7 protein-coding genes are annotated in these 13273 nt (G+C 68.5%); all 7 read right to left on the bottom strand.

The annotated features are described in order from the left end of the window. Positions 1-5: 5 nt before the first annotated feature. Entirely contained in the window at positions 6-1442 is a 1437-nt protein-coding gene (gene aldA / locus WFQ67_RS27110; protein ID WP_337058705.1) for an aldehyde dehydrogenase, read from the bottom strand. Between the two features lie 59 nt (positions 1443-1501). Then, positions 1502-3670: a PQQ-dependent dehydrogenase, methanol/ethanol family gene (locus tag WFQ67_RS27105; protein WP_337058704.1), complete on the bottom strand. Its 2169-nt coding sequence runs from the start codon at positions 3668-3670 to the stop codon at positions 1502-1504. 665 nt (positions 3671-4335) lie between these two features. Beyond that, complete coding sequence (exaC, locus tag WFQ67_RS27100) at positions 4336-5856, bottom strand: acetaldehyde dehydrogenase ExaC (protein WP_236234057.1); 1521 nt, start codon at positions 5854-5856, stop codon at positions 4336-4338. A gap of 279 nt (positions 5857-6135) precedes the next feature. Further along, entirely contained in the window at positions 6136-7356 is a 1221-nt protein-coding gene (locus WFQ67_RS27095; RefSeq protein WP_442969634.1) for a methyl-accepting chemotaxis protein, read from the bottom strand. A gap of 587 nt (positions 7357-7943) precedes the next feature. Then, positions 7944-8687 carry a SapC family protein gene (locus WFQ67_RS27090; protein WP_337058702.1) on the bottom strand — a complete coding sequence of 248 codons (744 nt, stop codon included), beginning with the start codon at positions 8685-8687 and terminating at the stop codon, positions 7944-7946. 29 nt (positions 8688-8716) lie between these two features. Continuing rightward, on the bottom strand, positions 8717-10354 hold the full coding sequence (locus tag WFQ67_RS27085) for a ShlB/FhaC/HecB family hemolysin secretion/activation protein (protein ID WP_337058701.1): 1638 nt from the start codon (positions 10352-10354) through the stop codon (positions 8717-8719). A gap of 2 nt (positions 10355-10356) precedes the next feature. Next, positions 10357-13273 (bottom strand): hypothetical protein (locus WFQ67_RS27080; RefSeq protein ID WP_337058700.1); only part of this gene is annotated, 2917 nt, incomplete at its 5' end.

Genomic DNA, 13273 nt, shown 5'->3' with positions numbered 1-13273 from the left:
GCCTCTCACTCCTGGATGTACACCACATGGGTGTGGGTGAACTCGTACAGCCCATGCTTGCCGTCCGCGCCGCCGATGCCGGATTTGCGCGTGCCGGCGTGGTAGCCCTGCATGGCCTCGAAGTTCTCGCGGTTGACGTAGGTTTCGCCGAAATCGATCTCGCGGCTGGCCTTGAGCGCCGCACCGAGGCTGCGGGTGTAGATCGATGAGGTCAGGCCGTACTCGCTGTCGTTGGCCAGGGCGATGGCTTCGTCGAGGTCGTCGACGATCTGGATCGGCAGCACCGGGCCGAAGATCTCCTTGCGCATGATCTCCATGTCCGCCTTGCAGCCAGCGAGCACCGTGGGCTGGTAGTGGAAGCCCTTGCCCTTGTCGGCCACGGCGCCGCCGGTCACCACCTGGGCGCCCTGGCCCTGGGCGGTGCGCACCATCTGCGCAACCTTGTCCAGGCCGGCCTGGTTGATCAGCGGGCCCATGTCCAGCTCGGCGTCTTCCGAGGGGTCGCCATAGCGGGTGGCGGCCATGGCCGAGGCGATCCTGTCGATGAAGGCATCGGCCACCTTGCGCTCCACGTAGACGCGCTCGGCGCAGTTGCACACCTGCCCGGTGTTGATCACCCGCGAGGCGGTGATGGCGGTCACCGCCAGGTCCAGGTCGGCATCGGCGAGGACGATGGCCGGGGCCTTGCCGCCCAGCTCCAGGTTGAGCTTGGTGATGTTCGGCGCGGCGGCGGCCATGATCCGCGCGCCGGTGCCGACGCTGCCGGTGAAGCTGATCAGGTCCACCCCGGCATGGCTGGTGAGGCTGTGGCCGACGCTGGCACCGCGCCCGCCGACGACGTTGAACACGCCGCTGGGCAGGTCGGTCTCGGCCACCAGGCGGGCGAATTCGTAGCAGTTGATCGGCGTCTCTTCGCTGGGCTTGATGACGATGGTGTTGCCGGTCAGCAGGGCCGGCGCCATCTTCCTCGCGATGAGGAAGAACGGGAAGTTCCACGGCAGGATGCCGGCCACCACGCCCAGCGGCTTGCGCAGCAGGAACACGTGCTCGTTGACCCGGTCGCTGGTCAGCACCTCGCCTTCCAGGCGCCGTGCCCACTCGGCCATGTAGTCCAGGTAGTCGGCGGTGAAGTCGACTTCCACCCGCGCCAGCGCCGGGACCTTGCCCTGCTCGCGGGTGATGATCCGCGCCAGGCGCTCGGCGTTGGCGCGCACCTTGGTGGCGATCTGGCGCAGGTAGCCGGCGCGTTCGATGGCGGGCTTCGCGGCCCAGGCCTTCTGCGCGCCACGGGCGGCGGCGATGGCGCGCTCCACCTGCTCGACGGGGGATTCCGGCACCCGTGCCAGCAGCTCGGCGTTGGCCGGGTTGTGCACCTCGATGTGCTGGTCGCTGCCGACGAAGGCGTTGGCGATGTAGTTCTGGTAGAGGGGGGTCTCGGTCATGGTCGCTCTCGCTTGCTTTCAGGGAGGGGAACGGGCGGGCATCCGGCCCGCCCGGCGGATCACTTGGCGCTGAAGCGCGTCCAGGCGTCGCCTTCCTGCTTCAGGTCATGGGCGCGCTTGATCAGGTACTGGTGGATCTGCTCGACCTCGGCGGCGTTGAAGGCCTCGGCGAAGGACGGCATGCCGTCGGGCACGCGACCGCCGTAGAGGATGCCGAGGAACATCTGGTGCTTCTCGGTCGTCAGCTTGCGCAGGTCAGGCAGCACGCCGCCGCTCACCGCATGGATGCCGTGGCACTGCGAGCAATGGCCGTCGTAGAGCTTGGCGCCGGCCTCCACATCAGCAGCGCTGGCGGTCAGCGGCGGCGGCTCCGGGGCGTCGGCCGGCGGTGCCGGTTCCTGCAGCTTGGCGGTGCCGCCGAGCTTGTAGGTCAGCACCTGGGAGAAGGGCTGCACGCCAGCGCGCAGGGACAGGGCCCCGGCGAAGGTGGAGAAGGCGCCGCCCCAGCCGGCCATGAAGGTCACGTACTGCTCGCCGTCGACGCTGTAGGTCACAGGTGCGGCCATCACGCCGCTGGCGGCGGGTTGCTCCCAGAGCTTCTTGCCGCTGTCGGCGGCGTAGGCGATCACCCGGCCATCGGCGCTGCCCTCGAACACCAGGTTGCCCGCCGTGCTCAGGGTGCCGCCGTTGAAGATGGTGACGTAGGGCACTTCCCAGGCCGGTTCCTGCTTCACCGGGTCCCAGGCGATCAGCTTGCCGGACCAGGTCTTGGCCATCTCCAGCAGGCCGTCCGGGCCCTCGGGCATCATCCCGGTCTTCAGGCCAAGCTGGTACATGCTCTTGAACGGGTTGCGCCTGGGCGCGTCCGGGATGTGCTCGTAGTAGGCCGACATGATGTGCGCCGGGATGTACACCAGCCCGGTGTCGGGGTTGTAGGACATCGGGTGCCAGTCATGGGCGCCCCAGAAGGCCGGCGTCACCAGGTTGCGCTTGCCGTTCTTCCAGTAGGCGGCGTTCTCCTCGTCGACGATGGGCCGGCCGGTCTTCATGTCCATGCCCTTGGTCCAGTTCTGCGGCACGATGCCCTTGGCCGAGAGCAACTCGCCGGTGGCGCGGTCGATGACGTAGAAGAAGCCGTTCTTCGGCGCCTGCATCAGCACCTTGCGCGGCTTCCCCTCGATGGGCAGCTCGGCGAGGATCATGTGCTGGGTGGCGGTGAAGTCCCAGGCATCGCCGGGGGTGGTCTGGTAGTGCCAGGCGTATTCGCCGGTGTCGGCGTTGACCGCGACTATGGAGGACAGGAACAGGTTGTCGCCCTTGGCCTGGCTGCGCCACTTCGGGTCCCACAGCGAGCCGTTGCCGACGCCGATGTAGAGCAGGTTGAGCTCCGGGTCGAAGGCGAACGAGTCCCAGGCGGTGCCGCCGCCACCCTGCTCGACGAAGGCGTCGCCGTGCCAGGTCTTGCGGGCGATCTCCATGGCCTTGTCTTCCGGCGGCAGCTTGGGGTCGCCCGGCACGGTGAAGAAGCGCCAGGCCTGCTTGCCGGTCTCGGCGTCGTAGGCGGTGACGTAGCCGCGCACGCCGAACTCGGCGCCGCCGTTGCCGATGATCACCTTGCCGTTCACCACGCGTGGCGCGCCGGTGATGGTGTAGCTGCGCGTCTTGTCGTTGCGCGTGTCCACCGACCACACGCGCGTGCCGGTCTTGGCGTCGATGGCCTCCAGGCGGCCGTCGAGCACGCCGACGTAGACCTTGTCCTTCCACACCGCCACACCCCGGTTCACCGCGTCGCAGCAGGCCTCGCCGGCGCGATTGCGGTCCGATTGCGGGTCGTACTTCCACAGCAACTTGCCGTTGCGCGCATCCAGGGCGTAGACCACCGAGAACGGCCCGGTGGTGTACATCACCCCGTCGACCACGATGGGCGTGGCTTCGACGCCGCGATCCAGGTCCAGCTTGTAGCTCCAGGCCAGGCCGAGCTTGCCGACGTTGCCGTCGTTGATGGCCTTCAACGGGCTGTAGCGCTGCTCGTCGTAGGTGCGCCCGTGGCTCATCCAGTTACCGGGCTCCTGGTCGGCGGCGATGATGCGCTTGCCGTCCACGTCCGCCGCCCACGCGGCCGAGGAACAGGCCACGCCCAGGGCGATGGCGGCGATCAGGTGCTTGAGGGTCGAGGCGGCGGGCGGCGGCTCCCAGCCTCCGCTGCGTTGCAGGCCGATGTGCTTCATCAGTGGGTCTCCGATTCTTATTAGGGCCGCGGCCTCGCGCCACGGTCCCAGCCCTATCGCAATGGCTGTGCCAGCGTTGCGCTGGATGGCTGCAGGGCCCGTGGCAGAGGGGTTTGGCGGCTTGATCGGAGAGGCGCCCTCAATCTCCCTGGGCGGGCAGATGTCGCAGGTGCGGGACAGGCGCAACGGGAGGTGGAACAGCTGTGTCAGGGTCCGGATGACACAGCGGGGTCATCGCGAAACGGGATCGCCATGGATCTCCGGCGAGCTCGCTTGGTGGATGAAAAGAGCGTCATCCACCCTACGAATCACCGCGCCCGAACCGACCTCGGCGGTGATCGGGATGTAGGGTGGACCGCGCTTCATCGGTCCACCATTGCGGAGCCCGGGCCCACGCATTGGCTGCCACCCCTCAAGCCCCGAAAGGTGGCCTGTGGGAGCGGCTTCAGCCGCGAAAGACCCGCCGCCAGCACCTGGCTTCGAGTGGCCGGATGCGCCATCGCGAATGAATTCCCACAAAGTGGATAACCGATGAGCAAAAAAAACGGCCCCGAAGGGCCGTGGCTCGACACTCATCCGCCCGCCGGAGTGTGCAGCTTGCGCGGGGGTTGGTGGTCGACAAGGGGATTCGGCCCGCAGGCGGCGGGCCGTTCCAGGCTCGGGGATCAGAAGAAGCCCAGGGGGTTGATGTCGTAGCTCACCAGCAGGTTCTTGGTCTGCTGGTAGTGGTCGAGCATCATCTTGTGGGTCTCGCGGCCGACGCCGGATTTCTTGTAGCCACCGAAGGCGGCGTGGGCCGGGTACAGGTGGTAGCAGTTGGTCCACACGCGGCCGGCCTTGATGCCACGGCCCATGCGGTAGGCGCGGTTGATGTCGCGGGTCCACAGGCCGGCGCCCAGGCCGAACTCGGTGTCGTTGGCGATCGCCAGGGCTTCCGCCTCGTCCTTGAAGGTGGTGACGCCGACCACCGGGCCGAAGATCTCTTCCTGGAACACGCGCATCTTGTTGTGGCCCTTCAGCAGGGTCGGCTGGATGTAGTAGCCGCTGGCGAGATCGCCACCCAGGCGCTCGGAAGCACCGCCGGCGAGCAGCTCGGCACCCTCCTGCTGGGCGATGTCGAGGTAGCTGAGGATCTTGTCGTACTGCTGCTCGGAGGCCTGGGCGCCGACCATGGTGTCGGTGTCCAGCGGGTTGCCGCGCTTGATCGCCTTGATCTTCTTCATCACCTCGACCATGAACGGCTCGAAGATCGACTCCTGCACCAGCGCCCGCGACGGGCAGGTGCACACTTCGCCCTGGTTGAAGAAGGCCAGCACCAGGCCCTCGGCGGCCTTCTCGATGAAGGCAGGCTCTGCCTGCATGATGTCTTCGAAGAAGATGTTCGGGCTCTTGCCGCCCAGCTCGACGGTGGACGGAATGATGTTCTCCGCCGCGCAATGCATGATGTGAGCGCCCACCGGGGTGGAGCCGGTGAAGGCGATCTTGGCGATGCGCTTGCTGGTGGCCAGGGCCTGGCCCGCTTCCTTGCCGAAGCCCTGAACGATGTTGAGCACGCCCGGGGGCAGCAGGTCGCCGATGATCTCGGCCAGCACCATGATCGACAGCGGGGTCTGCTCGGCGGGTTTCAGCACCACGCAGTTGCCGGCGGCCAGGGCCGGGGCCAGCTTCCAGGCGGCCATCAGCAGCGGGAAGTTCCACGGGATGATCTGCCCGACCACGCCCAGCGGCTCGTGGAAGTGGTAGGCGGCGGTGTGTTCGTTGATCTCGGCGGCGGAACCTTCCTGGGCGCGGATGCAGCCGGCGAAGTAGCGGAAATGGTCGGCGGCCAGCGGCACGTCGGCGTTCAGCGTCTCGCGCACGGCCTTGCCGTTGTCCCAGGTCTCGGTGACGGCGAGCACTTCCAGGTTCGCTTCGATGCGGTCGGCGATCTTCAGCAGGATCAGCGCGCGGTCCTGCACGGAGGTCTTGCCCCAGGCATCGGCAGCGGCGTGGGCGGCGTCCAGCGCGCGGTCGATGTCGGCGGCGTCGGAGCGGGGGAATTCGGCGATCACCTCGCCATTGACCGGCGAGGTATTGGTGAAGTACTGCCCGGCCAGCGGCGCGACGAACTCGCCGTTGATGAAGTTGCCGTAGCGCGGCTTGAAGGTGACGACGGCGCCAGGGGTACCCGGTTGCGCATAGATCATGACGATGGCCTCTCTTGTCGGTGCCCGGCCGAGACGTGGCCGGGTGATGGGCCGATCTTAGTCAGCGCCCCGGAGCCCCCGGAATGCCCCCATGGAAGCGATGCCTTACTCATTTGGTAGTAGATGCAGCGGACGGTTCGAGGCCTCTGCCATCGGCGTTACGGCCTGATCACATCGCCCCGTGGGTTGGGCTGAGGCACGAAGCCCGACATGACGCGGCCCAGGCATTGCATCGTTGGGCCTCGCTACGCTCGGCGCCAACCTACGGACCGTGCGGGCTCAGCCCTGCTCGGGGCGGTAGCCCAGGCGCAGGCCGCCCCAGTGGCGGCCACGGATGTAGATCGGCACCGAGAGGTCGTGCATCAGCTCGCCGGTGTCGCGGGTGTAGGTCTGCAGCAGCAGCGGCTTCTGGTGGCTGCCGCAGCGGATGCCGGTGCGGTCGCTGAACTTGCGCTTGCTGCGGCTGCGCAGCATGTCCACCTGCGGATCGCCGACGGGCGGGTGGGCGAAGGCCTGGTTGTGGGTGGGCACGTAGCCTTCGGGGGTGCAGGCGATGGCGAAGACCAGGCCCTCGTGGCGCTTGAGCAACGGCTCCTGGATCGCCGGCAGCACCTGGTCGGCGTAACCGTCGAAGCGGGTGCGGAACTTGGGCGGCGCCGTGTTGGGCACCGCCTGGTAGTGGCGGTCGAAGAGATCCTCCAGCCCCACCCTGCCCTGCTCGATGTCCGCCTCGAAGCGCCGGGCGATCTGCTCGGCGCCTTCGCGCGCCAGGTCGTAGACGCGCTGGTGGTAGTCATCCAGGCCGACTTCGGCGAGGCGCTCGCTGATGGTCTCCGCCTGGCCCTCCAGTTGCACCGCCGCCTCGGCCAGGCGCTGGGTCTGCTGGTCGCTGATGCCCAGGTCGCTGCGCACCTGGTCGACGGCGGCGAACAGGCTGGTGAGCTGCTCGCGGTTGGTCTCGGCACCGCTGGCGATGGCGCCGATCTGCTCCTCCACGCCCACCGCCAGGCCGGCGATGCTTTCCAGGTGATGGCCGGTGAGCTCGACCTGGGCGACACCCTCGTCCAGCTCGGAGGACAGGCGCTCGATCTGCGCCACCACCTCGGCGGTCTGCCGCTGGATGTCGGCGACCATCTGCCCCACCTCCTCCGTGGCGCTGGCCGTGCGCCCGGCCAGGCCGCGCACCTCGTCGGCGACCACGGCGAAACCGCGCCCGTGTTCCCCGGCCCGCGCCGCCTCGATGGCGGCGTTGAGCGCCAGGAGGTTGGTCTGGCTGGCGACCGACTGGATCACCGATGTCACCCGCTGGATCTCCTCGCTGCGCTGGCTGAGGGTGGCGATCAGCTCACGGCTGTCGCGAGCGCGGGCATTGAGGGCGTGCATGCGTTCGATGGCACTGCGCAGCACCTCTCGCCCGGCCTCGCTGCTCTGCCGCGCCTCGCGGGCGGAGGCCTGGGCCTCCAGGCTGAGTCGCGTGGTGGCCTCCTCGGTATCGATCATCACCTCGGCGCTGGCGACGATGCGCGCGGCGGCGTCCAGCTGCGACTCCAGGCGCTCGCCCAACTGCTTCACCGAATAGGCCACGCCTGCGGCGGACAGCGCATTGTGGCTGGTGGTGAAGGACAACTCGCGGGTCAGGCGGGCGATGTCCGTGCCCGCCTGCGCCGGTGCCTCGGCAGCCGCCCGGCGGCTGGCCAGCCGCGGCAACCAGGGCACGACGACCAGGCCGGCGAGCGCGACGGCCCAGGGCAGCCAGGCTAGGTGGATGGCGAGCAGCAGGATGGCGGCAAGCAGGGATTGAGCGCAGGCGAGCGCTACTGGCAGGCGGGACGACGACATCGGAGCACCTCGTGCAGCACCGGCCGATGACGCCTCCCCGGCAGGGATGGAGGCCGGCAGTGTCTTTTGATTGGTGCCCGCATTAAATCCCTCCACCGCCGGGCTGCACAGCCTGGCCGCCTAGCCATTTAGTCTTAGTACGACATGGCGAAAGGCGTGGCATGGGCCTGGCCATGGGGAGTAGCGCGGCGTTGCTCCACGCAGGTGCAACGGCCGCTCCGGCCTGGCGGGACGGCCGGCCAACACCATCAGTGGGTCACGACCTCGGCGGGCTCGCGGCGCTTCAGGTAGCTGTCGAAGAGCTGGTTGGCGTTGCCCAGCGACATCAGGTGCGCGTAGATCCAGCCCAGGAAGCCACTGCGGTGCAGGTCCAGGACCTGCTCATCCGCCAGCGCCAGGAACTTCTCTTCGTCGACGGCGAGGAAATCGCTGAGCACGAAGCTCTCGCCACTGGAATGGGACAGTTTGATGGCACGCGGGCTGAGCAGTTCGAGGGCGTGCAGCTTCTCGACGAACGCACGGGTCCGCTCCATCTCTGCCGTGAAGTTCTGCAGGAACTGGATCATTTCATCCAGGTAGTCGCTGTTGCGCCCTTGCTCGTCGAACAGGTCCTTGCCCTGCTCTTCGCTCCAGCCGGTGAAGGCCGCGTCGAAGCACACGGTGAAGTTGCTGGCTTCGTCCTGCGCCAGGACGAAGGGGTAGCGGCGGATGAACGCCGGGATGTAGGTGTTGGCCTGCCAGCGCTGCTCGGCGTCGAGGTAGCCGTTGTGCCCCTCCTTCAGCCCCAGCAGCGCGATCGGCGTGGCCTGGCTGCCCTCGCCGATGAACACCAGCGGGTAGTGGCGCGCCGCCTGGAAGAACTCCAGGCCGGCGACCGGCACCAGGTGGGTGGACGCGGCGAAGTCGCAGTTCTCCGACTGCTGCAGCTTGAGCGCCTGGTGCTGCTCGCGGTTGAGGGCCTGGATATCCTTGTAAAGCAACAGCGTGGTCATCTTGGTTCTCCGTTCTATCGATTGAGGGGTCAACGCAGGACAATCTGGGCCAGCACCTGTCCGCTGTCCTGGTCGGGCACCACATCCTTGAGTGTGTTGGCCGCGACCAGGCTCAGGCTCAGGTGCCGGCCCCAGTTGAAATTCAGGCCCACACCCACGCTTTGCAGGTCGATGTCGGCGATGCCGAGCTCCATGGCCCGGCCGTAGTCGAAGAAGACGAAGGGCTGCCAGCGCTCGCTCGGTCGCCACCAGGCCTCCAGGTTCAGCGTCGCCCCCTGGGGCGAGGAGATCACCCCTGGGTCGTAGCCGCGGACACTGCTGAAGCCGCCGAACTGGTAGAACAGCGACGCCGGCAGAGCCTGGGTATCGCTGGCGAACTGCCAGCCGAACCGCCCGACCAGCTCATACCGCTCGCCCAAAGCGCGGGACAGGTAGCCCTGGCCGTTGAGCAGGCCGTAGCTACCCCCGTCCCCGCTCACGGCGTTGTCCACCTTTGCCTGGCGGACGCGCTGTTCGTAGCGCAGGTACCAGGGCGCGGAACGGTATTCCACCTGGCCGCGCAGGAAGCCCTCCCGGGTATCCACCTCGCTCAGGGTGAATCCTTCTATGGTGTTCTCCGAGCGCTGCTGGTTGTAGCCGACGCCCCCCTGCAGTACCCAGTGCTCGTCCAGCCACCAGGGTTGGTCGAAGCCCAGCGTCCAGGTCCTGGACTCGCCCTCGATGTTCAGTGCGGCCAGCGGCCCCTCCTCGACGGTCATGCTGTTGCCACCCACCTCACCGTAGGCGATGCCATTCCAGCGATTGACCGGGCGGCTGTAGCGCAGGCTGCCGTACTGCGACCCGGAGGTCGCCACCAGCAACAGGTTGAGGGCGTCGGCGGCACCGGTCGGCGAGAACCAGGTCAGGCTGCCGCCGTACTGCTCGCGGCCGGTGCCCTCGTTCCCGTAGTTGTTGGCGAACAGGCTCCATTGCAGGCTGTCGGGCTCGAAGGCCTCCAGCTCGACCGATGTGGTGCCGAACCGTGCGCCCGGCGCCAGGCTGGCCGTCACCTGGGGGCCGGGCGTGGTCGCGTTGAAGCGCTGGATGGCATTCATCAGGGCCGGGCTGTCCAGGGTCGTGCCCGGTTCGACATGCAGGCGCCGATCATAGAATGCATCGTCCACCCGGCGCGGGCCGCCCTTCCAGGAAACCTGGTCGACCTTGGCCTCCACCAGCACGATGCGAAGCTGGCCGCCCTCCAGGCTCTGCGCAGGGATCAGGGCGCGGGCCGTCAGTTGCCCGCGCGCCTCGTACAGCTCGTTGATCTCCCTCAGCAGGCGGTTCAGGTCCTCGAAGCCGATCTCGCGCCCAACATAGTGCCGCGCCATGGCCTCCAGTTGCTCGCGCGGCAGGTACTCGGAGGCGTTGAAGCCGATGCCGGAGAGGACAAAGCGTTCCCCACCCTCCGGCAGCCGCTGGACCTCCGGTTCGTCGCCCCGCAGCGCCGGCACCTGGGTACGCCGCGCGCGTTCCTCGATACGCCGTTGCTGCTGGATCTGCTCGATCTGCTCGCGCTGCAGGTTGGGGTTCACCAACCCCGGCACCTGGGGCGCGATCGTTTCGGCCAGGGCCGGCAACGGCCCGGCGGCCAGGCCCGTCAGCAACAGCCAGGAACAGCGACGGGTCATGCTTACAACGCCCAATGTGCCACCTCGTTTCCTTCCAGCCGTTCATCGGCTACATCGATGTTGATACGGGTATCCAGGGGGACCTGACTCCAGCTCGGCGCCCAGGCGGTGACCACCGCGCCCCGCAGGCGGGCGGCTTCCAGCAGGGACGCGAGGCGTGCCAGGGTGAGCCCGGACGACAGGTGCTGCTCGGCATAGCGGGCCGCCGTGATGCCCTCGTACGGCACCCCTTCGCCCTCATGGCTCGCGCTGAAGTTGGGTACGACCACCTGATGGGTCAGCTTGCGGTGCAGCACATAGGCGTTGGTGCTCGACAACAGGCTGTCCTGCTTCAGGCTGAACGCCTTGTCCAGTTCGTACAGCTGGATATCGGCGTCCGCCATGTAGCTCGGGCTGGCGTTGTCCATGCGCACCCGGGCCAGGGGCGTGAGCAGCTCCAGGCGCTCGACGCCACGCGCGTCGCGCAAATCGACCCGGGCCGCCGTGGTGTCGATCCGCGCGTCGGCCACCTGCAGTCGCGGCGCCACGATATCGGCAGCCTCCAGGCGCAATGCCAACCTGTCCGCCACCCGCCCATCGCGGCTGCCTTCGGCCCAGAGGTCGAGTTGGCCGCTGCCGGTATGCCGTCCATAGAGCTGGCTGTCCCGTGCATGCAGATCCAGTCGCTGGCCGATCCCGGCATCCGCCACGCGGACGAGATCGCCGGCCCACAGGCTCAGTGTCGGTGCCTCGGCCCGCTCCAGGCGGATGCTGGAGGCGACCACCGAGCCCTCTCTCACGCCGGCGCGAAGCACGGCCCCCTGTTCGGCGACCAGCTGGGTTCCGCGGATGTCCAGCATGCCGTCCAGCAGGGCCTGCCCCTTCGCCAGCAGGCGCTCGAAGAAGATGCCCTCCTCGGCCGACCAGCGCTGGGCGCCCCCACTGCGGCTGGTGGCCACGCGAATCAGGCCGCGGGACAGCAGGTCCACGGAACGAGCGGCCGCCAGGTCGCCCAGCAGCAGGCTCGCACCTTCTGCCTGGATGCGCCCGTTGCGGCTCTCCACCTCGGCCACCTCGACGTCGCCAGCCGCCGCCAGGATGATGTCACCTGCGATCGAACGGCCATCGTGCAGGCCGGTGGAGGTGATGCGACTCACGCGCACGTCCCCCTTTTCCGCCTTGAGCAGGACGTTGCCACCGGCCTCGACGAACCGCTCGATATTGATCGAGCCGCCCGAATTGATGCTGACGTCGCGCCCCGCCCGGACGCCCTGCAGCGCGACCTTGCCGGCAATGTCGAAGCGCAGGTCGCGACCGGCTTCGGCGACCCCGGTGATGTCCAGGTCACCGCCCACGCCGACCACGAGGTCACGCCCGGCCTTCAGCGAATAAGTGCCGCCAAACAGCACCTTGGGCAGGCTCAGGTCACCGCTGGCGATCACGCCGATGTCACGCTTGGCCTCCACCACCTGGGCGAACACATCGCCGTGGCCCCGGCTGGCATCGCCGCTGGCCTGCAGGAAGACATCCTCCCCGAGGCTCGCGACCCGGCCGAAGCGCAGGTTCCGGCCCAGCATCCGCAGCTCCAGTTGCGCCTCGGCGTTGCCGCCGAGTACATCGCCGTCCGCCTGCACCAGCAGGTTCCCGCCGCTCGCGAGATGGGTCGCGACCAGGCTTTGCGGGTCACTCGGGTCCACGCCCTGGCCGAACCGCACGTTGCCCAGGCCGCCGGCCGCGGTCACCAGGCTCATGTCGCCGCCGCTGCGCCCCTGTTGCAGCGCAAGGTCACCACGGGTGGAGACCTTGAACAGGCCGGCTGCGCTAGCGCGCCCGAGTTCAGCGCTGGCAGCGCTCAGCTCCAGGTTCTGCAGGCGGCTGTGCAGTTCATCCGCGGCGAAGTGGCGCGCTGCCTCGACGCGGACCGCGCCGGTGGCGCTTTCCAGCCGACCGAAATCGCCACTGCCAATGTCGGCCGTCAGGTCGCCCTGCACCTGGGCGTCAGCGCCCTGCCAGTCGCCCAGGCCCTCGAGCTGCAGCGCGCGCGCCACGACCAGCGAACCGAAGCGCAGGCTGCCCGCGCCCCCCGCATGCAGCAGTCCGGCATTGCCAGCGACGCGGGCATGCTCCAACAGCAGGTCGTGGTCGACGCGCACCTGAAGGTCGCCATCGATATCCATCTCCCCAAGCCGCGACGCATTGCCGGCCTGCACTCGCGCCCCCTTGGCCTGCAAACGCTGCAGAGCCAGGTCACCAGTCAGCTCGATGGCGGTGTCCTCGCCCGTGCGGACATTGTCGATCCGTGCCGAGGTACCTCGCAGGTGCAGACGGCCACCTGCATCGAGGTCACCGAGCAGCAGTACGTCGCGCAGCGACATGTCCGCCGCACCGCCGACCTTGGCCGCGCCGATCTCGCTGCGGCCCGCATCCAGTGTCCAGCCGCCGGTGGCGTCCAGGCGTCCCAGGTTCAGGGTGCCGGCCAGGGTCTGCCTGACCTGCCCCGCCACGCTGGCCGTGCCGACCCGCGCCGCGCCGGCCTGCAGCGTCCAGTCGCCGGCCGCCTGCAGGTCCTGTTGGTCCAGGGCCCCGCTCAGCACCTGCTGCACCGCGCCCTGTACGGCCGCACGGGTCACCTGGGCATCGGTGCCGCGCAGGGTCCAGCCCTGGCCTGCCTCCAGGCTTCCGAGTCGCAGGCCGTCGCGCAGCGTCATGTCCGCCGCACCACCGACCTTGGCCGCACCGATCTCGCTGCGGCCCGCATCCAGGGTCCAGCCGCCGGTGGCGTCCAGGCGTCCCAGGTTCAGGGTGCCGGCCAGGGTCTGCCTGACCTGTCCCGCCACGCTGGCCGTGCCGACCCGCGCCGCGCCGGCCTGCAGCGTCCAGTCGCCGGCCGCCTGCAGGTCCTGTTGGTCCAGGGCCCCGCTCAGCACCTGCTGCACCGCG

It is taken from the genome of Pseudomonas sp. USHLN015, from assembly GCF_037153275.1.
In the GTDB taxonomy this organism is placed as follows: domain Bacteria; phylum Pseudomonadota; class Gammaproteobacteria; order Pseudomonadales; family Pseudomonadaceae; genus Metapseudomonas; species Metapseudomonas tohonis.
This window is presented reverse-complemented; position numbering and strand designations above follow the sequence as displayed.

Bases quoted from the DNA above. Each gene is read 5' to 3' on its own strand.
- exaC (WP_236234057.1), bottom strand. From the start codon at position 5,856: ATGATCTATGCGCAACCGGGTACCCCTGGCGCCGTCGTCACCTTCAAG.
- WFQ67_RS27095 (WP_442969634.1), bottom strand. From the start codon at position 7,356: ATGATCGATACCGAGGAGGCCACCACGCGACTCAGCCTGGAGGCCCAG.
- WFQ67_RS27090 (WP_337058702.1), bottom strand. From the start codon at position 8,687: ATGACCACGCTGTTGCTTTACAAGGATATCCAGGCCCTCAACCGCGAG.
- WFQ67_RS27085 (WP_337058701.1), bottom strand. From the start codon at position 10,354: ATGACCCGTCGCTGTTCCTGGCTGTTGCTGACGGGCCTGGCCGCCGGG.
- WFQ67_RS27105 (WP_337058704.1), bottom strand. From the start codon at position 3,670: ATGAAGCACATCGGCCTGCAACGCAGCGGAGGCTGGGAGCCGCCGCCC.
- aldA (WP_337058705.1), bottom strand. From the start codon at position 1,442: ATGACCGAGACCCCCCTCTACCAGAACTACATCGCCAACGCCTTCGTC.